The sequence below is a fragment of the Methylovorus glucosotrophus genome, from assembly GCF_009858335.1.
GTDB lineage: Bacteria > Pseudomonadota > Gammaproteobacteria > Burkholderiales > Methylophilaceae > Methylovorus > Methylovorus glucosotrophus.
The window spans coordinates 1481107-1504659 of record NZ_VMSE01000001.1 but is presented as its reverse complement, the minus strand read 5'-3'; the positions used below and the strand labels follow the sequence as shown (position 1 = coordinate 1504659).

Sequence of the window (23553 nt, the reverse complement as noted above, 5' to 3'; positions counted from 1 at the left end):
CGCCTCCGGCATCTCGTGACTAGATTTAACATAATATACATTATGCGCAGTTAAGTAATAATATGGTTAAACCAAAAGTCATACGGCGCCCGCCTTAATGGGCTCTTCTTTCCAAGCCCACCAAGGCGCTGCGCCGCATATTGCTTTATGCCTGGCTGGCGATGCTGTCGAGTGAGTCCAGTTTCATTTCTTTGCGAATACCCATATCCACCAATGCTGCAGGTGCAAATCTTCTCAGCAGGCTCAAGCGCCGCGCTAACTTTCCGGCGGCATATCGAAGCTTGGGGTTTTTGGCACTGGCCGCTTTCAATACGACTTCGGCGACTACGCCAGGGTCATCTCCAGCGGCCACGGAAATTTTGATCAATTTGGCGAGGGCTTTACGTGCTGTCGCGTATTCCGCCAGCTTGGAGTCTAGCTCCTGGGTGTTGGATTCAAATTGCGTGTTGGTATAGGCAGGCTCTATTACCGAGACCCGGATGCCCTGGGTGCGCAGCTCATGATCGATGGATTCGGAGTAGCCTTCTACCGCGTGCTTGGTGGCGGCATAGGTCGCCATGTAGGGTGCGGGTATCAGGCCCAGGATAGAGCCGATATTGATAATTCTGCCCGCGCCCTGCTTTCTCATATAAGGCAAAACGGCTCGCGTCATGCGGACAAGGCCAAAAAAGTTGGTATCAAATATCCGCTGGGTTTGCTCGATGGAGCTTTCCTCCGCGCCTCCCGGGGCTACGCCGAAGCCTGCGTTATTCACCAGCAGATCAATCTGGCCTTCGATATCAATGACTTGCTTTAATGCGGCTGCGACTGAGGCCTCGCTGGTCACATCCAGTGTGATCATCTTGTAAGGTCGATTACTTACCTGATCTGCTTTGCGGCTGGTGCCATAGACCTTGTAACCCGAGTTTGCGAGTAATTCTGCTGTCGCTTCACCAATGCCGGATGAAGCGCCTGTTACGATTGCGACCCTTTTTTTCATACCTGTCTCCTATGTCATTCGATTAAATATATATGTCTTAATATGATGATCGTCATATTAAAGGGCCAAAAAAAATACACGCCTGCTTTACAACCCTATTACTTGATGGCTTTGTAGTGCGATAACGCTGCCTGCCGAAAATCCTGACTCAGCTCAGGCTCATCAACCGCACGTGCCAACAACAATGTCCCGACCATGGTGGATATAGCGAGTAGTGCTTTCTCATGAGCATCGGGGCCTGTCAGCCGGCTTTCAACCAGGCTGATCATTTCCTTGATACGGCGCGTAGACGCTTTTCTCACTTCTGGCGCCTGACGTGGCATTTCTGAACCCAGCGCAGCTAAGGCGCAACCCGATTCAATATTGGCCATGTGTTCATTGGATAAATAGGCATTCATGAGGGCAAATAGCGCCTGCTCCTGAGGTGCCTCGGCAAATATGCTTTCTGCGATGGCAAGAGTGTCGGCGCCTGCCAGATCCGCCGCCTCTGCCAACATGGCATCGCGAGAGGAAAAATGGGCATAAAAGCCACCATGCGTAAGACCTGCCTCTTTCATGATATCGGCTACGCCAGTGCCATCGTAACCACTGCGGCGAATAGCGCGGGCCGCGGTTTCTACAATGCGTTTATGCGTTGTTTCTTTGCGATTGATGGTGTTACGTGGTGTCGTTGCTTTTTTCATGATGATCATCATATATGACGACCATCATACAATGCAAGAAAGTTATGATCTTCAGCATTGAAAATAATGGCCATGTAGCCAAACCTCCCCACTCTCATTGCGCAGTCAGGCGCTGCAGAGCATCTCAACGATGTCCTACCCGTCAATGCGGTGTTGGCTTATAACGCATAGCCCGTGCGTGGTTTAGCGTGAACCCTTCAGGTAATTACATACGTTGGAGGTCATCATGCTAGGTTCTATTCTTGGTAAAGCCACGTCTGGTCAACATGATCCCGTGGACATGCACATCAAGACCTGTACTGAGGATTGCTTTCATTGCGCGCGCTGGTGTGAGCTTTGCGTGACGGAATGCATACAGATGGATACGCCGGGGATGTCGCACATGACGGCCTTGTGCCGCGATTGTGCCGAAAGCTGCTTCATGGCGATCAAATTCATGTCGCGCAAGTCGCCCTATTTTTTCATGACGTGCCATGTGTGCGCTGAAATCTGCGATGCCTGTGCTGCGGCATGCGAACAACATGCCATCGAGCATGCGGATAACGAGATCTTCCATAATTGCGCTGCTGCATGCCGCCAATGTGCCGAGCGTTGCCTGGAAGCGGATGCGTTGATCAAAAATGCCGTGGAGCACTGATTCGTGATTTTCATGGGCAAATTTTCAAGCCTGGTTGAGCCTCGTGTATAGGCCAGCGAAAAAAATGCGTTACAGGCGCTTTATGGCGCTTCTGGTCTTGAGCATGGCCGCAATGCCTTGTTTTGCTGCGGCTTTATCCATGCAGGATGAGATGTTCCTGAAAAATGCCGTCAAAGCCAGCGTGATGGAGATGGAGTTTAATCGCCTGGCGGTCGTGCACAGCAAAACGCCGGCGGTAAAGGAATATGCGCAACGTGTATTAAAAGACAATGAAAAGTGCGGGGACAAGCTGAAGCGCATGGCCCTGAAGCTGGAACTGGAGCTGCAGGAAGAGCCCAGCCTGGTGGAGAAGCTGCGATTGCATTTGATGTCTGCCAAAAATGGCAAACCGTTTGATCTGGCATTCATCGAGGATATTGGCGTGGAAGCGCATCAGGATGAAGTCGAGTTATTCGAAAGGGCGGCTGCCAAGGTGGAAAATCCAGAGCTGAAAGCGTTTGCCGCTCAAAACCTGCCCATGCTGAAGCAGCATCTTGAAGCGGGTAAACGGCTGGAAATATCGCTCAAGGAACCGCCGCACTAATGATTTAAAACATTAACTTTACTAATTATTTAATTGATTATTAATGGTTTATAAAACACAAAAAGGGGCCAAAGCCCCTTTTGTTTTGACGCACTTTTTAAGGTTAAAGCTCAGCCGTTAACCGAGGTGCCGCCGTTGGGGTGTATGACTTGCCCGCTGATATACGAGCTGTCATTAGAGGCTAAGAAGACATACGCCGGGGCCACTTCACTCGGCTGGCCGGGGCGGCCCATCGGGGTGTCATGTCCGAACTTCTCCACCTTTTCTGCGGAGAAGCTGGCGGGAATCAATGGAGTCCAGATCGGACCGGGGGCCACGGCGTTGACGGTAATCCCCTGCTCGCTCAATTGCTGCGCCAGGGAACGCGTAAAGGCCACGATGGCGCCCTTGGTGGCGGAATAATCCAGCAGTACCGGATTACCTTTATAAGCTGTAACAGAGGCTGTGTTGATAATGCGGCCGCCTTTTTTCAAGTGTGGCAGCGCTGCCTGCGTGAGGTAAAACATGCCGAACACATTCACCTTAAACGTCTGCTCCAGCTGCGATGGCGCAATATCCACCAGGCTCTTCTGCTCAAACTGCTGCGCCGCATTGTTGACCACGATATCCAGCTGGCCAAATTTGTTCAGTATCTGGTCCACCACACTGCGGGAAAAGCTGACCTCGCTGATATCGCCCTGGAATACCTCGGCATACACACCATAGTCGCTCAGGATATCCAGCGTCTTGTAGGCATCCTCTTCTTCGGCGTCGGTGTAGTAGATGATCGCTACATTGGCGCCCTCTGCGGCGAAATGCACCGCCACTGCACGCCCTATTCCACTATCCCCTCCGGTAATCAGCGCCACCTTGCCTTTCAGCTTGCCGCTGGCCTTGTAAGCAGGGTCAATATACTGGGGACGCGGCTCCATGTCTTCTTCACGGCCCGGCTGCTGGTGTTGCTGCTGCGGAGGTTGCTGCATGTCGCGATGATCGTGCCCGTGAGAGCCCTCTAATACCTGGTTATCTGTTGGCATGGCGAAATCTCCTGCTGAATGAATGAGAATATTCAGCTTAATTCAGACCCGCCATGCTGGCTGTCAGGATGCACGTCAAACCCGTGTAAGAATATATGGGGTCTGGGCCTGGCTGTGCTTAACGAGGCTGGAAAATATAATTGGGCGGCAACCACTCTTGCCGCAACGCGTACATGATCAGCTCACGCCGGTCGCGCAACTGCATTTTGCGCATAATGTTGGATTTGGTGACGCTGACCGTGCTGGAGCTGATTTTCAGCTCATTGGACATGGATTTCGTGGTCATGCCCTTGATGGTCTTGAGAAATATCTGCATTTCCCGGGAGGACAGGCGCTTGGGATACCGTGATTTCTCCGGCAACTGGGCACTCGACTGATGGATGGAGGGGAAGTACGAATCGCCCGCGAGTATGGCCTGGATGGCCTTGCACAGCTCGGCGTAATCCGCATCCTTGGTCAGGTAGCCTTCGCAGCGGATATCCAGAAAGTGGTCTGCGTATTTCGCATGGTCGGGCCCGTTGATCACCAGCACGGGAATCTTGGGAAACAGCTGCTTGAGATCAAGCAGGGCTTCGAGGCCGTTTTTGGTGGGCTTGGAGATGTCCAGAATGACCAGATTCACCCGCTTCTGGCGGATGATGGCCTCGGCATCGACCACATTCATGGCCTGATCCACGGCATACTGTTTCTGGGTATTACTGATGAGTTGGCACAACAGCTTACGAGTGCCAGAGAAACCATCCACGACAATAATGTGTTTCATAAGACCTTGTATTTACGTTGTGTAGATGGTTTTTACTCTAGTCGCTATTCGAGCTCATCTGCATAAGGAAATCCTTATTCAGGTGTAGGACTCTCTTTATGCTGGCGCCAAGCGAACATGAAAAAAGCAAGGCATGCGCCCTGCTTTTCTCTCACAGGTTTTATTACTACAGGTTTCTAAAGGTTTAAGTTAAAACCTTACTTGGCTTCAATACCGGTTAGAAAGTCGAACCCTGACTTTTACCAGTAAGTGGCTGATTTAACGGATAGACAAGTGAATGATGAAGACAAGACGAGGCTTGTCGATTAATGTTGACCGCCCTTGCGGCCAGCTTCACGGGCCGACTGGGAGTCAAATTGATGGGCTGTGCCCTTGCGGTGTGCAGCTTGCCCGCCTTTCTGTCCTGCGAGCCGGGCTTCCTGCGAGGTGAATTCATGCGCAGAGCCCTTCTGGTGAGCGGCTTTGCCGCCCATGCTGGCGATCTCTCGCTGCTTGGCAGCGTCCATTGCGGCAAACCCGCGGTTGCTTTGCTTTTGAGCCATGATGTGTCTCCTTTAAGCGATGATTGAAAAACACTCTTCAACAAGAGCGTTCGTTCAGCTTAGGGAGTCAGGCGGGATACCGGCATAAGCGCATGTCCGAATCGGGGGTCAGACATTGTAAATAGGCTTGCGCCGCGCTACGCCAGCGCCAATCGTTAATTCCCGCCTATCATGCTTCCGGCGAGGTTGATCAGCAGGCCGATAAACGCCACATTGAAAATGAAACTGAGGATGGACTGAGCAGTAACGGCCTTGCGTGTGCTGGTGTTCATCACGGCCACATCCGAGGTCTGCGCCGCCACGGCAATTGTGCTGGCGAAATAAAGAAAATCCCAGTAACTCAGCTCCACGGCATCGTCGGGGAATTTCAGCGGGCGATGCTTTTTGTCAGAAAGATAATACGAGTGGGCGTAATGGAGGGTGAATACCATGCCAACCAGCAGCCAGGAGCCGAAAATGGTAATCGCCGTGAGCGCATAATGCAGCACGCGCGCCGCACGGGTCACATCTTCCAGCGATGCCAGCTCAAAGCCTATCGCCACCAGGCTGAGTATGGAGCCCAGACAGAGCACGGCCAGCACGGCCATGGCGCCTTTGTCTTCCTGTTCGGCAATCCGGCGGATGTCGGCATGGCTGGTGTGAGATATGAGCCAGATGATGAGGATAAGGTAAAACCACACCACGCCATTCCATGTGACCAGCAGGCGCGTGACCAGATCCCAGTCATAAGGCAGCAACAGCCCCATGGCAAGGCCGGCGATGAGCGCCATCAACAGGCGGGGACGACGTTTTAACGGTTCAGGTATCACCATGCTCATGGAAGCTCGCTCGTGAAGTTGCGATCAGAGGGGCCGGTGCGCCTAATCCATATCGGCAGAGTCACACTAGGTCAATGACGGCTCATCGGTTTGCACGCATGCAAACTTACTGCCTTATTCACCGCACCGGCAGGGCATTCTACTCGTTATTGCCGATCAAACACCAGATTGAGGGTAACGGGCACCGCGGTGCTGATCGCAGGCAGCTGAGCGACTTCGCGCAGCTTTTCGATGCCGGCCACCAGCTCAAAATTCGCCGCGTCCACAATCACCGGCTGAATGGTACTGATCAGCAGCTTGTTGTTGCTCAGGCTGGTGACGCGCACCTTGCTATTGAGCTCCACGTTCTTGCCATGCAAATCGAGTGTAAATTTCAGGCTCTCAATGCGGCTGGTGCCTGCGGGCAGGCTGCTGTAATCATTGGCGGGCGTTTTGCCGCTGACCGAGGCGCTGGGGAACATGGCGGTATCAAACAGCATGTTGCGCATGCGTTCATCCCGCACGGCGATGCCGGTATCCACACTGGCGAGCTTGATGCTTAGGCTAAAGGCACCGGCATCGCTGATGCTGCCGCTCAGCTCCTTGAAGTGGTGGATTTCGGCGATGCTGTTCTTTTTGATGGAAACGAAACTGAGGTCCGAGGCCTGTGGGTTGAGTATCCAATCCGCCTGCGCTGGAAGTGAAAATGCGGCAAGGGAAAACAAGGCAAGGGGTAAAAGCGCAGACCTAAAGCGGGTGTGAACAACTGACATGAAAGGCTCCGATCACCAGATAAATAGGGTAATGCTTGCGATCGGATACCGTGCTTCAGATACGCTTCACCGCCTTGGCCAGATAAAACCACTCTTGCCCGCTAGCCGCATCAGGATTGGGGAACAGGATATAGCCCCCCTCCTCTGCATACACGTCTTCGCCACTGCCGCGCGTACCAATCAGCTCGCCCGCCTGCACAGCATCAAAGCTGCGCCAGACCTTGACGAAAGTATCCTGATCACTGGCACGATCTACGACCTCGTAAATGCGCAATGATTCCGCCTGGGCTACGGCAGCCGGTGCTGCTTCCCCCGATATTCCCAGATAAGCGAGCGTATTGAGAATCGCGCGGTAGGCTACCTCCGGCGCGGCGGGGTCGTCATGCTGCCCGCATTCCAGGGTCAGGCCGTAGCCGCCCACCGTGCGCATGTATTCCGTGGTGCCTACCCCATAGCGCAAATCACTCTCGGCGGCCGGGGTGGCTTCCGGGTTCATGGCCTGCCGCCGTGCAACACCACGCGCATAGGTATCCAGCCAGCCATCGACAAAACGCTGCACGCCCAGATGCCGGGCCAGGCCTTCTTCTTTTGCTGCATGGGAGAAAGGCTCGAGCGGGCCGTTGTTATCCAGCGGGCCAATCAGCGCAAATGGCTCGCCATCAGTATGAAACGAATGCAGGTCGAGCAACACCTCATGCTGGGCGAGCAAGGGGCACAGCCAGTTGGCGATGTGGTCTTCAAACTCCACCGGCTGGGCATTCGGGAATAAATTGCGATTGAGATTGCGGTCACCACTGCGGCGGTGATGCTGGTATGCCAGAGGATTGGTGATCGGCACAAAGGTTACGGAGCCACGCAGTATGGAAATACTGCCCGCTGCGATTTCATCCAGCACGCGCAGAATCGCCTGCGTGCCGCAGGTTTCATTGCCATGCACTGCGCCCAGCACAATCAGCCGGGGGCCGTCTGCCGGTGCTTTAAAAGTTTGCGAATGAAAATACATGCCCGAAGCTTCCAATGGTTAATGGTCTGGCGTTGTTGGTGGCCGCCAGCGGCGCAACAACAAGGCATTGCTGACAACGCTCACCGAGCTGAATGCCATGGCAGCCCCTGCTATCACCGGGTTCAGCAGGCCAAAAGCTGCCAGCGGAATGCCTATCACGTTATAGATAAATGCCCAGAACAGGTTTTGCCTGATTTTGCCATAGGTGCGGCGCGAAATGTCGATGGTATCGGCCACCAGCGCGGGATCCGAGCGCATCAAGGTCACGCCTGCCGCATGCATGGCGACATCGGTGCCGGTGGACATGGCAAAACTGATATCCGCCGCTGCCAGCGCAGGCGCATCGTTGATGCCATCGCCCACCATGGCTACTACGGCATGGCGTTTTTTAAGGTCCGCAATGCAGGCCGCCTTGGTCTCCGGCGTCTGCTCGGCCAATACGGTTTGAATGCCCACGCGGTCGGCCACGTAATGGGCGCTGCGCGGGTTATCACCGGTGAGCATCACACTGGCGACATTCAGGCGGTGCAGGCTGGCAATGGCCTGGGCGCTGATAGCCTTGATCTGGTCACCAAACGCGACCAGCCCGAGCAATACCACCCGCCCCACATTGCCGGTTGCCAGCCACGATACAGTATGACCTTGCGCCTGCAAGGCATCCGCAGCCGCCTGCAATGGCGCGAGATCCACACCCAGTGCCTGCATCCAGCGGCCATGGCCGAGATACACCGTGCGGCCTTCCACTTCACCCTGCAAGCCCTGGCCGACTTTTTCCTGAAGTTGCGTGACCATTGGCAGGGTAATCTGCTGTTCCTCAGCCGCCGTCAGCAAAGCCACCCCGAGCGGATGCCGGCTCCCCTGCTCCAGGCTGGCGGCCAGCCTGACCAGCGCTTGCGTGTGCTGAGGGTCGTCACCATCGACCGCCCTGGCTGCCATCAAGCGCGGCTTGCCTTCGGTCAGGGTGCCGGTTTTATCAAACACCACAGCATTGATCTGATGTGCAAGCTCCAGCACCTGGGCATCCTTGATCAGAATGCCATGTTTGGCGGCAATGCCCGTCCCCACCATGATGGTGGTAGGCGTCGCCAGGCCAAGCGCACATGGGCAGGCAATCACCAGCACCGCCACGGCATTGAGAATAGCCTGCTCGCCACTCGCGCCTGCCAGCAGCCAGCCGAGCAAGGTAACAAGCGCGATCACCAGCACCACGGGCACAAATACGGCGCTGACCTTGTCCACCAGGCGTTGAATATCAGGTTTGGCAACTTGGGCATCTTCCACCAGCCGGATAATCCGCGCCAGGGTGGATTCGGCGCCTATGGCTGTAGTTTTAACGCACAGCAGGCCATCCAGGTTATAAGCGCCACCGGTCACATGGTCGCCCACCCGCTTGTGCAAGGGCATGCTCTCCCCGGTGATCAGGGCTTCATCCACTTGGCCCTCGCCTTCCTGCACCACGCCATCCACCGCAATGCGTTCACCTGGCCGCACAATCACCAAGTCACCCAGGCGAACCTGCGCCAGTGGCAAGCTGAGCTCTTTGCCATCACGCCGCACAATGGCGGTATCCGGACGCAAGGCCTGCAAGGCTCGTATGGCTTCAGTGGTCTGGCGCTTGGCGCGGCTTTCCAGCCATTTGCCAAGCAATACCAGCGTGATCACCGCGCTGGCGGCTTCAAAATAAAGATGCTCATGCCCCATCAGCAGCATATAGACCGACAAGCCATAGGCTGCGGTGGTGCCCAGTGCCACCAGCAGATCCATATTGCCGCTGCGATGCAGCACTGCCTGCCATGCCGAACGGTAGAACGATGCTCCCAGCCAGAGCTGCACCGGCGTGGCGAGCAGCCATTGCAGCCAGCCCGGGAGATTGAAATGAATGCCGACCACCATCAGCAACATGGGCAGTATCAAAGGCACGGTAAACGCGGCGGCCGTGGCGACTTTCCAGCCGCTATGGATTTCTGGCGGCGCAGAAAAGGCTGTTTCGGCTTTAAGTGGCGTGGCTGCATAGCCCGCCTTGCTGACCGCTTGCACCACGCGCTCAGCACTGGCCGGGGAGGAAAATTGGATATGGGCACGCTCTGTTGCCAGGTTCACACTGGCCGCGCTCACGCCCTCCACTTTCAGAATGGCTTTTTCCACACGCGCGACGCATGAGGCGCAGGTCATGCCACTGATGGCAACATCAAGCTCGGTTAAAGGGGTATTCGCTTCCGACATGGTACTTTCCAAACAAAGGGAGACGGCGTGACGCCTGCCTTAAGGATACACCCAGGCATCGCCGCTGACGACTTTTGCCGCCGTGCGTTTGGGAATGATGAGAGATTGCCGGGATTGGATGACGAGGAAAAGAGAATGGTCACCTCAGCCATGCATGACGTGCATATGCGATGTGGAGGCCTATAAATGCAAAACGGCCCCTGAGGGCCGTTTCTCAATTCAGGGCTATTACGCCTTCTGAATGTTCGATGCCTGCTTGCCCTTAGGACCAGTCGTGATGTCGAAACTCACGCGCTCGTTTTCCTTCAGACTCTTGAAGCCATTGCTGGCAATGGCCGAGAAGTGCGCAAACAAGTCTTCGCCTCCATCGTCCGGGGTAATAAAGCCAAAACCTTTTGCATCGTTAAACCACTTCACGGTACCTGTTGCCATTTGCTGTCTCCTGCACTTGATAAAAACATCGCCAAACGATGACGATGGGATGAAATAAAACGTACTACACCGCCAGTGTAGGCCATATTGCCCCTTCTGCCATACAGATTTTTCTGAATCGCCTGTAGGAGAAATCTTTCAAAGGGGGCTTTTTTTCGCTGACAGCCCATTCTGACGGCACTTTCAGCCATTTGACGACAGCCTGCGCCAGCCCTGCTAGCTACTATGGCCCGGTGATCAGTTGATCCAAAACAGCAAAAAAATCAAATAAACGAAAGGAAGCACCATGAATTGGGACCAAATCGAAGGTAACTGGAAACAACTGACCGGCAAAGTCCGTCAGCAATGGGGAAAACTGACCGATGATCATCTAGAGGAGATCAAAGGCAACAAGGACATGCTCGCAGGCAAGCTACAGGAACTCTATGGCATCTCGAAAGAAGAAGCCGAAGCCCAGATCGAAAAGTTTCGCAACAACTAACGATTGCGTTACCCCCTTAATCACTGGAGCAACATGATGAATATCGCACATAAAATGGCATTGGGTGGCCTGCTGGCCATGCTGATGAGTAGCCAAGCCTGGTCACAAGTCATCACCAAGGCTGAATATGAAGATGGCAAGAATCGCGTAAACGCCGTTTACGACCAGGAGAAAAAAGCCTGTGGCAAGCTTTCAGGCAACCAGGAAGATGTTTGCAAGGCCGAAGCAAAAGCCAAGCGTGAAGCTGGCCTGGCTGATCTCGATGCCAACCTGAAAGGCACACTCGATGCCCGTATCTCGGCAGAAGAAGAAAAGGTCAAAGGCACCTATGAAGTAGCCAAGGAAAGATGCGACGATTACAACGGCGATGCCAAGGACCTGTGCCTGACCAAAGCCAAGGCAGATCGCAGCACCGGCATGGCCAATGTAGATGCAACGCGCAAGACGCTGGAAGCCCGTCAGGAAGCCGCAGAAAAGAAAATGGAATCTGACTACGAAGTGGCCCTGAAAAAATGCGATAGCTACGCAGGCGATGTGAAGTCCAGCTGCAAGGACAAAGCCAAAGCGGATTACCGTCAGTAAGCTTCAGCCTTCTCAAGCTTTTTATAGTTAAAAAAACCGGCATTTGCCGGTTTTTTTATGCGCTATTTAATTGCGCAATCCCTACCCATTTCCCAAGTAATCCATATCAAGCCCATAGCTGTACGCGCCCTTCATCGCTATTGGGACTTCAAGTTCCAGTTCATGCCTGGTCACCAACCTGACCAGCTCAGCCTTATCGTTGATGGCAAGCTTGGCGTAGATACCCCGCAAATAATGGCGCACGGTGGCAGGAGACAAGCCGGTCTCAACCGCAATCTCCTTATATGAATGCGCTTGTGCAAAGCCACGTGCCACCTCGCGCTCGCGCCTGGTCAGTTTATCCAGCGGCGATGGTCGCCCGATATCCAGCCGTGTCAACCCGCCAGCCTGGTGCTGGTTTACGTAAATGCCGACGGGTAGCTGAATGGACGATGCCCGCTTGCCAGCCAGCATATCCACCAGAGCATGGGGCAAGCGGCCGCCACGCCAGGCAGGCCATGCCTGGCTCACAAACTCGGCAAAGGCACTGTCGGCATAAACAATGCTGCCGCGGCGATCAACATAGGCACTCGCCTTATCCTGCCATTTGTTCGGCAGGCGCGTGCGCTCGATATCTGCCAGCAGATTGGTGCGCCAGCAGGAATACAAATGCGGCGTGAGCCACTGTTTGAGCCGGATATCGCCAGCCTCAAAGGCGTGGGCGTGACTCCCGGAACGAAACAGTGAAATAAACAGAAAGGAGGTGCAGTCTGGCAGGAATACCGAAGTACACAAAGCTTGACTGAGATCATGCCCGGTATTGAGATCGGCGAGCCCAGGGGTTGAGTGCAGAGCCTGCCGGTTGAAATGCACCGTGGTTCGGGGCTGAATATGGACATCGTGTGCGAGCGCATCGTCATTCTTGACCGCATTCCAGTGCTCCTCGAACGCCAAGGGTAGCTCATAGCGGTAGGAGCTAAGCAAATCGAACCCGGCCTTGCCAGGCGACATGATGCCCCACCAGGCCCGATCAAACCCGATCACGCGCTCCAGATGCTTGAGCGCTTCTTGCTGAAAGACACGCGGACTCGCGGTCACGGCCGTCTGATACAAATCCGTCAACAGCGCATTGCCAGGTGTGAAATCCATTTTCAAACACTCCCCTTCTGCAGGTGGTGAAAGCCTTCTCTTCTCGCAGATCATCCTTTAATCCACGCCCTTAATCAATTATGTGGACCTGCGGGCGAAGCGGCACCTGCCCCCCCTGCATTTGCAGGATGTTCACGTAGCATCCTCACCGCCATACTCCTGTCTGGAGTTGACTTTAGTCATCCTCAAACGCGCAGGCAACTGATAAAAGGGAGAAAAAATGCCGACCAAAAAATCCATGCAAGTTTATGTGGTCAGGACCTGGTTCCTGCTGAATGTATTCGTGGCGCTCTACCCGCCCTTATACTGGGCAGCCAGCGAGCATCGCGAACTGATCCTGGGTCTGCCTGCGACCTTTGTCTACTTCACCGCCGTCAGCCTCTCCATTACCCTGAGTATCCTCTATGCCTTCTGGCAGGATGCCGCAAACGGAGAGCTGACATCATGATCATAACGTTCGGGATGATGCTGGTGTTCTTTGCAGGCCTGATTGTCATACTTCAGCGCATCAGGCTGGACGATAGCTCGTTTTCCAACTACGCCGTTGGCGACCGATCGTTTGGCGCACGTTATCAGGCTATGTCGTTTCTCAATACCTGGTACCCGGGCGCCATGTTCACGGCCTTCGGCGGCATGGCAGCAGCGAGCGGCATTATTTCATTCTACGTGCTGAGCTATAGCCTTTTGACGGTGATGCTGATGTACATGATGGCCAAGCCAGTATGGATGTGGGGCAAAGCCTTTGACCTGAAGACGCAGCCTGATCTTTTTTCCTTGCGTTACAACTCGCGCCACATCCGCACCATTGCCGCTGTCATTGGCATCATCTCAGGCATTCCGTGGCTGATTCTCGGCATGCAGGCACTGGGTGAAATGTTCCACTTCCTCTCTTTGGGCACGTTGACGTTTTCGCAGGCCGTGATATTGGGGGTGGTTGTAATCGCCTTCCGGCAGATATGGACTGTGCGTATTGGCATGCGTGGCGTCGTGATTTCCGATTTCTACCAAGGCATGGTGGCTTACCTGATAGGCACCGCCATGCTGATCGGGCTAATCGCCTGGCTGATCATGGCCAAAGGCATCCATTTCTCTAGCCTCGATGCAGCCCGATTCACGCTCCCTGGCCCCGGCTCTCAAGAAGGCCCGTTGTTTCTGTTCAGCCTGGTATTGACTGGCGCCCTGGGCGGATGGTGCTGGCCCTATATTTTTGTACGTTTGTTTACCGCTAACGGGGTGGCCAGCCTGAAAAAATCGGCGGCGCTGGCGATCCCTCTATCCTTCATTTTTTGTCTTGCCTTGCTGATTTTTGGCATGCTGGCTGGCATGCTGCCTTCTGCCAGCGGCCACCCAGATGATGTCTGGTTCATCGCATCGCAAGATGCTGGTGGATTAATACTGCTGGGTTTGGCAGGCACGGTCCTCCTGGCCGCCTCCATGGGCCATATTGATGGCAACATTCAGGCCACGGGCGCACAGATCGCAAACGATCTGCTGGGCAATTACTTCACACTAAGCACCCGGCAACTGATTGTCACCTCCAAGACTGGCATGCTGCTCCTCACCCTGCTGGCATCCTGGCTTTCATGCATGGCACTGCCCGCCCTATTCTCGCTCGCCGTTCTGGCTTACCAAGGGATTATCCAGCTAGCAGTCCCGCAATTCCTGGGAATATTCTGGAAACGCGGCAACAAATATGGCGCCATGGCCAGTATGTCCATCGGTTTTGCCGTAGCTGTCACGCTGGAGCTGATGTATCACGGCAAACTCCCTTGGGCATACGGCCTGACGTCCGGCGCGGTCGCGCTTATCGTGAATGTCATGGTCTATGTGGTAATGGCCTACCTTATTCCACAAAGCCCCAACGAAAAAAACCGTATCGCAGCCCTATTCCAGATGGTTGCCGGGCATAACACCATGCAAAACCCGCATGACCATGCAGAAAAAACTAGCCCAGGTCCGCTCAATGATTCACTAACTGGGGGTGAAACGCGTAACTGAAGAGGAAGATGCCTGCAGCGATGAGGTTGATGCATATTTTAATTTCTCATTGTTTAACTGGCTCAACGGCTGGCACATCGGGTAAAAACTCAATGGTGCGAAGGATTTCAATAGCATGCTGCGTAAGATCGCCCTGCGGCTCATTCACGTATGCCACCTTGCCATTCCCACACAACGCTTTTGAATCATGAAAAATACAAAAACTCATGGAACGCTGACGATATTGTTCATCGCCGATTAAATAGACATAGGTATCAGCCCACCCATGGCCATTCACGGCTTTAATATCGTAAACCTGCGTAGTTTCTATAATTTCCTCGGCTTTGTTACGCTCATAGGCTTCTGTGGAGGTGGTCAGATAGCTGCGCATGTAGTCAGGGTCTTTTCCCCACGTGTTCGTGGTGGAGTTAAGAACTCCAGAAGGTTGCATGAGATTGGGGTCGTTCTTATTCATGCACTCAAGAGAAAAATACATCCGCCCCATGTTCGACTTCCAGCTGGCAGGCAGGGGGTTAACTTCCATTCCTCCTTCTTGGGAATCAGGGTCTCCTCCATTACCAATACCACCATGGCGCGTGTGAGGTAGCGTTACTGCAATATTGCAGCCTTTGCCAAATACGACACTCACTCGCTCATTGGTCGGCGCTGCGAATGCAGCTTGATGTCCCAAGGCAAAAATAAGAGTAGAACAAACGATTAGTGATCGCATGAGTTAAGGTCTCCTTGGCGTATAGCCTTCAGGATATTCAATGCTTAGCTTGCCCTCAGCATTCGGAAGTCGCATTTCGGTGAGTACGGCAAGTGCTACGCCATAGGCGGAGCAGCGGGAGTCGAAGCCATTCATTCGGGAGTAATCGGTGCGGGTGGCAATTGCTGGCAGGTTAACTTTTGCGCATGCCCGCCAGAGGGCTTGGCTGCGGTAGCAAATGTATTTTTAAGGTGAAAAATTATTCAGGATATCTACGATAGGATTTCCCAAAAAAATCCGGACAATCTTCAAAGTCGGAGGGTTCTGCTTCATATCCTTTTTTTTCCAAGAATGACCCATCTGTTAAATTTACTAATAGTTCCTCCATTCCAGATTCTATGTAAACAATAGGTTTATTTTTGAGATAGAAAACATCAAATACACCTCCCATAATGCCTATTTCTTTTTTGATCGAAGGTTGATTTATTTTCAGTATGGTAACGTTTGAACTTTGAGGGCTAGCCGGATTAAATAATTTTGGCCTTCCCCAAATTACCATGTTTTTTTTATCACAGTCTATGTTGTATCCATCAATACTATGATCCACCTTAACCGTGTATATTTTTTTTATATAATTTATTTCAATTTTATAATTTGATAATATTTTTATTGATATATTACTAGCATAATCGGCCATGCAATTTGTCGTTAAAAACAAACTTATAAGGTAAATATTAATATACTTATACATTTACTTTACCCATCAAGTTATTTGATGACATCCAGTATCATGGAGTGCTCCAGCATCACCATGCTCTTGTCCGTCCACAATCAGCCGCATCGGGTATTCCACCATTTTCATGGTGATCGCATACCCGCCAGCGCTTGAGCTGAAAACTTGACGGCTCAAGGCTTCACTGGCCCACGGCTGGCACATCGGGTAAAAACTCAATGGTGCGGATGATCTCCAGCGCACGCTTGGTGAGGTCGCTTTTGGGATCAATCAAATACCCTGTAACCCCGTCCCCACATAAAGCTTTGGGTGGACGGACCAAACAAAACATTAAGGAGTGACGACGTCCATTTTCTTCCCCGGTAATATCTTTTTGGGTCATGACCCAACCTTTTGAATTAACAGCATTCACCTCAAAAGCGTCTCTGGCATTGATGTCGGCAAGTTCAAACTCTCGATCGTATTTGTCTGGTAACTGCTTAGCTTTGGCTATCCACTCACTCATATCCTTTACCCAATGATCAGAAACCGGGTCATACTTAATCGGTACTCTTGGGCCAGATACGTCTGGATCGTTAACATCTAGGCACCGCAGAGAAAAATACATTTCCCCCATGTTCGACTTCCAGCTGGCAGGCAGTGGCTCAACACGAAACCCACCTAGACGCTGTTGCAGCAACCCTCCCATACGGCTTCGCTCACCTTTAGGGAGAGTTGCCGCAATATGGCAGCCCTCTCCCAGGTTGGTCTCAACTCGAATAGTAGGGATGTAGTCGTTTGCTATTGCAGGAAACGAAACACTCAGCAAAGTGAGCAAATAAAGAAGTTTTTTCAAGTTAAGGTCTCCTTGGCTTATAGCCTTCAGGGTATTCAATGCTTAGCTTGCCCTCAGAATCCGGGAGTCTCATTTCGCTGAGCACAGCAAGAGCCACGCCATAAGCGGAACAACGGGAATCGAAGCCATTCATTCCAGAGTAGTCAGAATGGTTCCTTACCGCAGGACGGTTAACGGATGCAGACACCTGCCAGAAGCTGTTGCTTCGGTAATAAAGATGCCTGCCAGTGGGGTTGCCTTTCAGGTCGGTGGTATTCACGACGATGCGTTCCAGTATGTGAGGAGCATCGGCATATTCTTGAAGCTGATTTTTAACGGCATACCAACCAGCGCTGTCAGAGGGTGCGTTCATAGAGTCCAGTCTGGAATTATCGGGTGAGCCCAAGAGATCATCCCGCCAGTCTTTCATCTGCTGAGGAATTTCCGGGAAATTCTCATCTTTCAGCAGTTTGAGCGCTTGCTTCTCCTTGTGCTTGTACATGTCATTAAAGGCTGCCTGTAGCCTTGTCCCCAGCGCCGCATCCACCTTGCGCCCGCGGAAGCGCCAGTAATCAAAATAGTTGGCCGGGTTCGTTAACTGCAAAAAGCCGCGCCCATGCCAGGGGGTGTAATACTTGTTGGAGGCACCTATCTCAGAAAACGAGTTAAGCCATGAGGTCTCCTGTACCGCATTGCCAAAGAAAGCCGCCATTCTTAGTGGGCTATTCAGACCGTATTTGCGCAGGGTGCGGTTGAGTGGGATACGATGGGCGAGCGAAGTAGTCCTGCCTGTGGAAACCTTATCCCAACCAGCAACCCCCTCCCAAAGCAGTCGGTTCTGAACTATCCCATTCGCATCCGTCACCGTGCCAGAGCGTATGGCATGGCTGGGCAACAGCTGCTTGAATTCTTCCACCCCCAGCCACATGCATTTGCGCATGTGCTGGATAAAGGCGATGGGATGGAAATGCCATTGGGCATGTTTATACGCCTCGGGCAAATCGGTGCGGGTCAAGGCCTTGATATGCGCCTCAAGTGCCTCCCAGCTCTTGTCGGTTTTATCGTTTCTGTAATGCGGCAAATCCTTGATATGGCCGTAGCGGGCTTCGAAAGTACCCTGGTCAAACTCGCTGGGGAACTTGCAGATCAGGTGCTTGAGTTTGTCGGCCAGGCTGTCTGAAGGGGTGAGTATCGGGCTTGCCAGCTTGCGCAAGCCTTCGTCGGTGCGCTCTAGTGCCCGCTTGCGGTCTTCCATGCGGACATGCTGGCGGGCAAAGAGCTCGCGCAGGGTCTTGCTATCGCAGCGCTGGTCCAGGGGATTGTCGTCATCCTGTATGCATTGCCAGCCCATGATGGCGGGGAAATCGGCATCGCTAAACTGAAACGTACCCGGCGCATTCAGATTCGCCCACAACAGCCCCTGCGACGTATGAATGCAGCGCCAGTGCTCTGCCCCCGCTGGCAGCGGGTCTGACCCCAGCACCCGCCCAAAGCGCAGCAACTCATACCAGCCACTGGGGCTGCTTTGCGCCTGCTGGCTTTCGGCAAGGCTCTTATGCCGCTTGTCGGCTTCCTTATGCAGCGCATACTCGCCCCGGCGCTCCGCCACCTTGGTGCCAATCACCTCCCCGGCATGCTCGCCTGTGGCGTGGTATGTGGTGAGGTGGGCATCGCCTTCGTAATCCAGCTTCACCCACAGCGGTGCGGGTAGCGTGGCCCCGCTGGGGGTCGCCATATGGGTCGTGGGCTGGCGTGCATGCACCGGTGTGCCTGCAGGCAAATACACATAAGTGCTGCCAAACACCACATCGGTGCGCCCACTCCGGGTGGGCGCCTGACCCAGGGCAGGCAGCGCATCCGGCGCTTGCCCCAGCAGCGTCGTCAGGTTGGCCTCATCCATGCAGATTTCAACATGCACATGCGCCAGCTGGCTGTATATCTGCCCGGCTTCGCCCAGCTTGTCCTTGCGGTAGACGCGCTGCCCCTGCTTTACCGCCAGTGACTTCAGATGCATATACACGCTGTAAAAGGTAAAGCTCACGGGGGTATCACCATTCGCCCCGATCTCGGCCATGTGCTCCAGTATCACCATGCCCTTGTCTGTCCACTCGGCATGCCCCTCGCAGTAAGCCGCGTAGTTTTGTGGGTGGTCGGGGTTGTCACTGGGGCTGGGATCCGGCTCTACGGTGTAGATCACCTTGCCATCGGCAATCGCGCGCAGTGGCGCATAGCCTTTGTCGCCATCCACAGGTGCGTTCAGGTGGATGCCATTGTGCCACTCCATGAAACTGTTAACAGGATAGTGTCCGCCAAAGGCATAGCGGATGGTCTCGCTATGGTCGGCATGCGTGGAATCGATGATGAATGGGTAGCTGATCAGCATGAAATGACTCTAGGGTTATTTTGAAAAAGACCTGCTTGCGTTAGGCGTACCGGTGAGTATCGGGGGCATCACCACCGGCAATGTTTTGGGGCCATCCATCCCATGCTGGTTGGCATGGACTTTCCAGATACCTGCTGTGCCGCTCTCAATGCCGCTGGCGCTCCAGCGGGTGTAGCTGCCGCCCGCGTTCACCACAATTTCCTGTTTGGCGGTGAAGGTGATGTTTTCTGCGGTGTGGCGAATGTCCAGATTGGCGACCATGTCGATGCTGTGTTTGAGGGCTTGGATATCGATGCTCTCTTGTGCCGAAATGAGCTTGATGCCCGCCTTGTACGCAAACAGCCGTATCGCCTCACGCACACTGGCGATGAGGCTGCGATTGGCACTCAAGCTGACATGGCTGCCCGTGGCAATGGCATGGTCTTCGCCACTGTGCTGATGGGTACTGCCGGGGGTGGTGCTGGCAATGCCAGCGGGGCTTGCCATGACCAGATGCGGTTGCTGCAGTTCGGGGAAGGCGGTGTCGTTGGAGTTTGTATTGCTGCTGTTGTTGCCGGTAATACCGTCATTCTGCCCCTGCAGCCGTTCGCTCACCCTGGGCTGGTCGTCGTTGTCCTGTGCCTGGTGCTGGCTGGCGAGCTGACCCAGGTCGGCATGCTGGGCTTGTGCCTGTGCTAATCTTGCCGTGGTCTCGCTGAGGTCGGTGAGGTGGTTCTGCGCTTCTCGTCTCGCTTCGGTGGTGAGGATAAGGCCTTGTCTGGCGCGGATCGCCCCATGCCCATCGGTGCGGAGTTCCAGGCCTTCACCCCGGTAATCCAGCCGTCCGGCATTGCCGTCTATACGGGTGATATGCCCCAGGCTTAAGGAAGAGCTGTCATGGTCGCTCTTGAGCTGTAGCTGGATCTTGCCATCGGTGTCATCGAGGATGAGGTGATTGCTGCGGCCGGCAGCGCCATTGCCTCCACCGGGGATGAGCTCACGGGAGCGGATACCGCTCAAGGCCTGCTGGGCCGGGAGCTGCCAGGGCGGCAGGTTGAGCTGGTTGTAGAGACGGCCAGTACAGATGGGCAGGTCAGGATCCCCACCGAGGAAATCAATCAGCACTTCTTCGCCTATGCGTGGCAGGTGCATGGCCCCCAGCTGGTTGCCTGCCCAGGCTTGCGATACCCGTACCCAGCAACTGCTGTGCTGGTTCTTCAGCCCATAGCGGTCCCAGGGGAACTGCACCTTGATGCGGCCATACTGGTCGGTGTAGAGATTGCTCTCGGCGGTGTCGCCGGTGGGGCCGGTGACGAGGGCGGTCTCCGGGCCATGGGTACGTGGCTTGTGGCCGGGCGCATGCGGCAGCAGCACATCGGGGCGCAGCACTTCGCGGGTGGGCTGGCCGCTGAAGTGGGTCTCCATGCGCCAGGTGCCGGTGAGGTCGCCTGTCAGCGCGCCACTGATGCTATCGACGATGGCGGCACGCACCGTTGAAGCTGAAGAGGACACGGTCTCTTCGCTTACATTCTCAATCAGCAAGGTGGTGCTGAGGATGAGGTACTCCTGATTGGCCTTTGCTCTGGGATGTTCCTTGAGGGTAAAGGTATGGCCAGGCACCACACCCCGGATATGGCCTTCGCCTGCCACCCGGTGACCGGGCTGGCGCAGGGCTTCCATGCGCAGCCGGGCCAAGAGCTCACCTTGCGGCTCGGTCTGGTTGGCTTCGCGGTCCATGCCGGCATTGGGCTGGCTGTAGTCACTGCCATGGTCGGTGCGCCATTGGTAGACCTCGCTCTCGCCATGGGCGGTGTTGCGCGGCTGGGCGTTGCGGGCGGCGAGCTCGGCCCGGGGGCGGGTGTAGTCGTAATCGCGGCTGGCATAGACGCCTGAGGTCAGTTGCTCGGCATCGCTGAAGTGGTGCAGGTACTCTGCATCGGTCTTATGGTCTGGTGGGTAATAGGCAATGGTGTGATAGCCACTGGCCGGGTCATCGGGCTGGAATGGCGTATAGGCGCCATTGTGATCGGCCAGTACCAGGGTATGGCGCCCGTCGTCATGGCGGAAATGAAAGCTGATGCCCCACTCCCGCCACAACCGGGTGAGGAAGGCAAAGTCGGATTCGTTGTATTGCACGCTGTAATCCCGGGCGGGATAGGTCTCGATCAGCCGCTTCTCCAGCGCATAGGGGTAGTCCGCCAGTACGGCTTCGGTGATCTCGACCACGGTCTGGTCCTGGAACACCTTGCAGTCGGTGGTGAGGGTGGCGAGGTGGAGCCAGGGGCGTAGCGTGATGACATAGAGCGCATGGCGGCTGTCTTCCGCCACATGGCGTATGTCGGTAATGAGTCCACTGACATACCGTGTGCCTGCCCCCTGATTCGCCATGCCGAGATCGCCCAGCGCACCGGGCAGGAACTGGCCGTGGCCTTCGAGGCTGATGCCGCAGGTCAATACTTGACCCATCAGCGGACCGAAGTCGAGATCACTGCCGACTTCCCCCAGACGGCTACGTACCGTGAGCTGGTAGTCAAACAGGGTGTTGATACCCTCTCCCCCGGCAAGACGGACAGGCTCCAGCCCATCGGGCAGGATCTGATGCAGCGCGGGACATTGCAGGGTAAGCAGGCGACGGGAGGATAACAGCGAGGGCAGCATGACAGGGAATCCGTGGCTAAAGGCGGGTTCGATCATGCACAGGATTGCGAAATCAGGAAATTGCCCTTAAGGGCGAACCACGGTCAGTGGCGCATCAAAAAAAAAGATTATGTGCGTAAAAACATAACCTTGAAGGTGAGTATCAGGTATTTAGAAGGCGATGACGAAAGGCATAGCTGATCAGTTCGGCATTATTACTGCAGTGCATCTTGCGCAGAATCTTGCAGCGAAAAACGCTGACCGAGCTGGCGCTGATCAGGAGTTCACGCGCGACGGAGGGTATGGATTTGCCCGAGGTGAGTTTGAAGAACACCTGTAGCTCACGCGCGGAGAGATCGATGTGGGGCAGATGGACGGCGTCTGGGGTATTGCGCCCCGAAGGTTGTGCGGCAGGTTTGCTGGAGAGGAGCGCAGAAGCGGCCTGCAAGATGGCATGTTTGCTGGCATCGCGGGGGATGTAGGCGCGACACCCCAAGCGCACATAGTGATTGCGCAATGTGGCATCCTCCGGGCCGCCTACGATCAGGCATGGCAAATCAGGGAAGTCGTGCATGAGGTCGCACAGGGTTTCCAGGCCGTTCTTGGCCGGGTCGGAGATATCAATCAGCAACAAGTCTGGGGGAATGACAGCATGCGCGGCGGCTACTGCGCTAGTGGCAGATTCAGTGACTCTGAATTCACCTGTGGCTTCTAGCAGTTGTCTCAGGGCGTATCGGCTGACGCGATATCCATTCACCAACATGACATTGTGTATGCGCATTGAGGCTCCTTTTGCCGCATTTGCGAGGGGATGCATTCAATACCAGCATACGCCGCGAGCTCGGCTGTGGCTGTAGGCGTAATGCCATTCTGTTGTAGGAAATGGCCTTCGGATTGCTGTGACGGCGGATGGCCGCGAGCGATTACCAGTAGGTCTCGGTGGTGATGTGGCCGGGTTCGCGCCTTCTATGCTTCTTGAGTCCACGCGTGGCGAGCAGGCTTTGCATGTCTTCCACCATTTGCGGATTGCCACACAGGATGACTTGGCTATGTTCGGGGCTTAGCGTGGTTTGGGCATGCTGTTCCAGACGGCCATCTTGCAGCGCCTGCTGGATGCGGCATGGCAAGCCGATGTCGGAGGCTTCCCGCGTTACCAGGGGCACAAAATGCAAACGGCCCGGATGCGCAGCCATGAGCGCCTGTATGCGCTCCAGATAGGCGAGATCGTGCTGATAGCGCACCGAGTACACCAGCACGGCATGCTCGTATTGCTGCCACAAACGTTCCGTGCCGAGCATGGAAAGAAACGGCCCTATGCCGGTGCCACTCGCGATCAGCCACAGATCGCGGGCGGCGGGAATCTCATCCAGCGTCATGAAGCCATGGGCGGTGGGCGACAGCTGAACAACATCGCCGGGTTTCAATGGCACCAGATGCGGACTGAGCTTGCCCTCTGGCACTTCAATATAAAAAATCTCTAGCGGCCGCTGCTGCGGTGGGTTCACCAGCGAATAAGGATGCGCCACTACTTGGCCCTCTATTTCCAGCCCCAGTTTCACAAACTGCCCGGCGGCAAAAGGTGCCAGATCAGCCTCAATATAGAGCGTATGCAGATAGGCATTCCAGTGTTTATGCTCCACTACCCTGCCTTGTATCCATGTCGCCATTGCTAATCCTTAAATGAAAATGGTGATGCAGA

General features: G+C 54.7%; 24 protein-coding genes. 6 read left to right on the top strand and 18 right to left on the bottom strand.

Annotation, left to right across the window (positions count from 1 at the left end):
* Positions 1–145 precede the first annotated feature (145 nt).
* Together FNL37_RS07100 and FNL37_RS07095 are read right to left on the bottom strand one after the other, a co-directional pair.
* A complete protein-coding gene (locus FNL37_RS07100; RefSeq protein WP_159355639.1) occupies positions 146–979 on the bottom strand; it encodes an oxidoreductase in 834 nt (277 codons plus the stop codon).
* A 98-nt stretch (positions 980–1077) separates the two neighbouring features.
* A complete protein-coding gene (locus tag FNL37_RS07095) occupies positions 1078–1662 on the bottom strand; it encodes a TetR/AcrR family transcriptional regulator (protein ID WP_244948224.1) in 585 nt (194 codons plus the stop codon).
* A 226-nt stretch (positions 1663–1888) separates the two neighbouring features.
* On the opposite strand from FNL37_RS07095, the gene FNL37_RS07090 reads away from it, so the two are divergent.
* The gene (locus tag FNL37_RS07090) at positions 1889–2299 is read left to right on the top strand and encodes a four-helix bundle copper-binding protein (RefSeq protein WP_159355637.1); all 411 of its coding nucleotides are present in this window, start codon (positions 1889–1891) and stop codon (positions 2297–2299) included.
* A 103-nt stretch (positions 2300–2402) separates the two neighbouring features.
* Positions 2403–2882 carry a DUF4142 domain-containing protein gene (locus FNL37_RS07085; protein WP_244948223.1) on the top strand — a complete coding sequence of 160 codons (480 nt, stop codon included), beginning with the start codon at positions 2403–2405 and terminating at the stop codon, positions 2880–2882.
* A 110-nt stretch (positions 2883–2992) separates the two neighbouring features.
* On the opposite strand, the gene FNL37_RS07080 is transcribed toward FNL37_RS07085, so the two are convergent.
* The 8 genes from FNL37_RS07080 to FNL37_RS07045 form a co-directional block, all read right to left on the bottom strand.
* On the bottom strand, positions 2993–3898 hold the full coding sequence (locus FNL37_RS07080) for an SDR family oxidoreductase (RefSeq protein WP_159355635.1): 906 nt from the start codon (positions 3896–3898) through the stop codon (positions 2993–2995).
* Positions 3899–4016: 118 nt separating this feature from the next.
* On the bottom strand, positions 4017–4661 hold the full coding sequence (locus tag FNL37_RS07075; protein WP_159355634.1) for a response regulator: 645 nt from the start codon (positions 4659–4661) through the stop codon (positions 4017–4019).
* Positions 4662–4966: 305 nt separating this feature from the next.
* The gene (locus FNL37_RS07070) at positions 4967–5203 is read right to left on the bottom strand and encodes a KGG domain-containing protein (RefSeq protein ID WP_013442205.1); all 237 of its coding nucleotides are present in this window, start codon (positions 5201–5203) and stop codon (positions 4967–4969) included.
* A gap of 155 nt (positions 5204–5358) precedes the next feature.
* Positions 5359–6021 (bottom strand): DUF1345 domain-containing protein, encoded by a 663-nt coding sequence (locus FNL37_RS07065; RefSeq protein WP_013442206.1) that lies wholly within the window; start codon positions 6019–6021, stop codon positions 5359–5361.
* Between the two features lie 146 nt (positions 6022–6167).
* A complete protein-coding gene (locus FNL37_RS07060; RefSeq protein WP_159355633.1) occupies positions 6168–6773 on the bottom strand; it encodes a YceI family protein in 606 nt (201 codons plus the stop codon).
* 55 nt (positions 6774–6828) lie between these two features.
* On the bottom strand, positions 6829–7776 hold the full coding sequence (locus FNL37_RS07055) for a M14 family metallopeptidase (protein ID WP_159355632.1): 948 nt from the start codon (positions 7774–7776) through the stop codon (positions 6829–6831).
* Positions 7777–7794: 18 nt separating this feature from the next.
* Positions 7795–9999: a heavy metal translocating P-type ATPase gene (locus tag FNL37_RS07050; RefSeq protein ID WP_159355631.1), complete on the bottom strand. Its 2205-nt coding sequence runs from the start codon at positions 9997–9999 to the stop codon at positions 7795–7797.
* Positions 10000–10227: 228 nt separating this feature from the next.
* Complete coding sequence (locus FNL37_RS07045) at positions 10228–10431, bottom strand: cold-shock protein (RefSeq protein WP_013442210.1); 204 nt, start codon at positions 10429–10431, stop codon at positions 10228–10230.
* Between the two features lie 286 nt (positions 10432–10717).
* Between FNL37_RS07045 and FNL37_RS07040 the strand changes: the two genes are divergently transcribed.
* On the top strand, positions 10718–10912 hold the full coding sequence (locus tag FNL37_RS07040; protein ID WP_013442211.1) for a CsbD family protein: 195 nt from the start codon (positions 10718–10720) through the stop codon (positions 10910–10912).
* Between the two features lie 33 nt (positions 10913–10945).
* Positions 10946–11494, top strand: coding sequence for a hypothetical protein (locus FNL37_RS07035; RefSeq protein ID WP_049757284.1), 549 nt, complete (start codon positions 10946–10948; stop codon positions 11492–11494).
* Between the two features lie 81 nt (positions 11495–11575).
* On the opposite strand, the gene FNL37_RS07030 is transcribed toward FNL37_RS07035, so the two are convergent.
* A complete protein-coding gene (locus FNL37_RS07030) occupies positions 11576–12622 on the bottom strand; it encodes a helix-turn-helix transcriptional regulator (RefSeq protein WP_159355630.1) in 1047 nt (348 codons plus the stop codon).
* Positions 12623–12842: 220 nt separating this feature from the next.
* On the opposite strand from FNL37_RS07030, the gene FNL37_RS07025 reads away from it, so the two are divergent.
* Positions 12843–13070: a hypothetical protein gene (locus FNL37_RS07025; protein ID WP_013442214.1), complete on the top strand. Its 228-nt coding sequence runs from the start codon at positions 12843–12845 to the stop codon at positions 13068–13070.
* Positions 13067–14620, top strand: coding sequence for a sodium:solute symporter family protein (locus tag FNL37_RS07020; RefSeq protein WP_159355629.1), 1554 nt, complete (start codon positions 13067–13069; stop codon positions 14618–14620). The genes FNL37_RS07025 and FNL37_RS07020 overlap by 4 nt, the downstream gene beginning before the upstream one ends.
* A 46-nt stretch (positions 14621–14666) precedes the next feature.
* Here the strand turns inward: FNL37_RS07020 and FNL37_RS07015 are convergent, their stop codons facing one another.
* From FNL37_RS07015 to FNL37_RS06985, 7 genes are all read right to left on the bottom strand, one after another.
* The gene (locus FNL37_RS07015; protein WP_159355628.1) at positions 14667–15329 is read right to left on the bottom strand and encodes a hypothetical protein; all 663 of its coding nucleotides are present in this window, start codon (positions 15327–15329) and stop codon (positions 14667–14669) included.
* Between the two features lie 238 nt (positions 15330–15567).
* Positions 15568–16005 carry a hypothetical protein gene (locus FNL37_RS07010; protein ID WP_148211159.1) on the bottom strand — a complete coding sequence of 146 codons (438 nt, stop codon included), beginning with the start codon at positions 16003–16005 and terminating at the stop codon, positions 15568–15570.
* A gap of 217 nt (positions 16006–16222) precedes the next feature.
* A complete protein-coding gene (locus FNL37_RS07005) occupies positions 16223–16876 on the bottom strand; it encodes a hypothetical protein (protein WP_159355627.1) in 654 nt (217 codons plus the stop codon).
* 1 nt (position 16877) lies between these two features.
* Positions 16878–19238 carry a M23 family metallopeptidase gene (locus FNL37_RS07000; protein ID WP_015830074.1) on the bottom strand — a complete coding sequence of 787 codons (2361 nt, stop codon included), beginning with the start codon at positions 19236–19238 and terminating at the stop codon, positions 16878–16880.
* A gap of 15 nt (positions 19239–19253) precedes the next feature.
* A complete protein-coding gene (locus FNL37_RS06995) occupies positions 19254–21911 on the bottom strand; it encodes a type VI secretion system Vgr family protein (RefSeq protein WP_159355626.1) in 2658 nt (885 codons plus the stop codon).
* Between the two features lie 106 nt (positions 21912–22017).
* Positions 22018–22635 (bottom strand): response regulator transcription factor, encoded by a 618-nt coding sequence (locus tag FNL37_RS06990; RefSeq protein ID WP_159355625.1) that lies wholly within the window; start codon positions 22633–22635, stop codon positions 22018–22020.
* A gap of 142 nt (positions 22636–22777) precedes the next feature.
* Positions 22778–23521 (bottom strand): ferredoxin--NADP reductase, encoded by a 744-nt coding sequence (locus FNL37_RS06985; RefSeq protein WP_159355624.1) that lies wholly within the window; start codon positions 23519–23521, stop codon positions 22778–22780.
* Positions 23522–23553 lie beyond the last annotated feature (32 nt).

Excerpts from the sequence above, each read along its gene's own strand:
- FNL37_RS07085 (WP_244948223.1), top strand. The coding sequence starts at position 2,403 with ATGGCCGCAATGCCTTGTTTTGCTGCGGCTTTATCCATGCAGGATGAG.
- FNL37_RS07060 (WP_159355633.1), bottom strand. The coding sequence starts at position 6,773 with ATGTCAGTTGTTCACACCCGCTTTAGGTCTGCGCTTTTACCCCTTGCC.
- FNL37_RS07030 (WP_159355630.1), bottom strand. The coding sequence starts at position 12,622 with ATGGATTTCACACCTGGCAATGCGCTGTTGACGGATTTGTATCAGACG.
- FNL37_RS07055 (WP_159355632.1), bottom strand. The coding sequence starts at position 7,776 with ATGTATTTTCATTCGCAAACTTTTAAAGCACCGGCAGACGGCCCCCGG.
- FNL37_RS07010 (WP_148211159.1), bottom strand. The coding sequence starts at position 16,005 with ATGGCCGATTATGCTAGTAATATATCAATAAAAATATTATCAAATTAT.
- FNL37_RS06990 (WP_159355625.1), bottom strand. The coding sequence starts at position 22,635 with ATGCGCATACACAATGTCATGTTGGTGAATGGATATCGCGTCAGCCGA.
- FNL37_RS07075 (WP_159355634.1), bottom strand. The coding sequence starts at position 4,661 with ATGAAACACATTATTGTCGTGGATGGTTTCTCTGGCACTCGTAAGCTG.
- FNL37_RS07000 (WP_015830074.1), bottom strand. The coding sequence starts at position 19,238 with ATGCTGATCAGCTACCCATTCATCATCGATTCCACGCATGCCGACCAT.
- FNL37_RS07020 (WP_159355629.1), top strand. The coding sequence starts at position 13,067 with ATGATCATAACGTTCGGGATGATGCTGGTGTTCTTTGCAGGCCTGATT.
- FNL37_RS07070 (WP_013442205.1), bottom strand. The coding sequence starts at position 5,203 with ATGGCTCAAAAGCAAAGCAACCGCGGGTTTGCCGCAATGGACGCTGCC.
- FNL37_RS07065 (WP_013442206.1), bottom strand. The coding sequence starts at position 6,021 with ATGAGCATGGTGATACCTGAACCGTTAAAACGTCGTCCCCGCCTGTTG.
- FNL37_RS07040 (WP_013442211.1), top strand. The coding sequence starts at position 10,718 with ATGAATTGGGACCAAATCGAAGGTAACTGGAAACAACTGACCGGCAAA.
- FNL37_RS07050 (WP_159355631.1), bottom strand. The coding sequence starts at position 9,999 with ATGTCGGAAGCGAATACCCCTTTAACCGAGCTTGATGTTGCCATCAGT.
- FNL37_RS06985 (WP_159355624.1), bottom strand. The coding sequence starts at position 23,521 with ATGGCGACATGGATACAAGGCAGGGTAGTGGAGCATAAACACTGGAAT.
- FNL37_RS07080 (WP_159355635.1), bottom strand. The coding sequence starts at position 3,898 with ATGCCAACAGATAACCAGGTATTAGAGGGCTCTCACGGGCACGATCAT.
- FNL37_RS07045 (WP_013442210.1), bottom strand. The coding sequence starts at position 10,431 with ATGGCAACAGGTACCGTGAAGTGGTTTAACGATGCAAAAGGTTTTGGC.
- FNL37_RS07035 (WP_049757284.1), top strand. The coding sequence starts at position 10,946 with ATGATGAATATCGCACATAAAATGGCATTGGGTGGCCTGCTGGCCATG.
- FNL37_RS07095 (WP_244948224.1), bottom strand. The coding sequence starts at position 1,662 with ATGAAAAAAGCAACGACACCACGTAACACCATCAATCGCAAAGAAACA.
- FNL37_RS07090 (WP_159355637.1), top strand. The coding sequence starts at position 1,889 with ATGCTAGGTTCTATTCTTGGTAAAGCCACGTCTGGTCAACATGATCCC.
- FNL37_RS07015 (WP_159355628.1), bottom strand. The coding sequence starts at position 15,329 with ATGCGATCACTAATCGTTTGTTCTACTCTTATTTTTGCCTTGGGACAT.
- FNL37_RS07100 (WP_159355639.1), bottom strand. The coding sequence starts at position 979 with ATGAAAAAAAGGGTCGCAATCGTAACAGGCGCTTCATCCGGCATTGGT.
- FNL37_RS06995 (WP_159355626.1), bottom strand. The coding sequence starts at position 21,911 with ATGATCGAACCCGCCTTTAGCCACGGATTCCCTGTCATGCTGCCCTCG.
- FNL37_RS07025 (WP_013442214.1), top strand. The coding sequence starts at position 12,843 with ATGCCGACCAAAAAATCCATGCAAGTTTATGTGGTCAGGACCTGGTTC.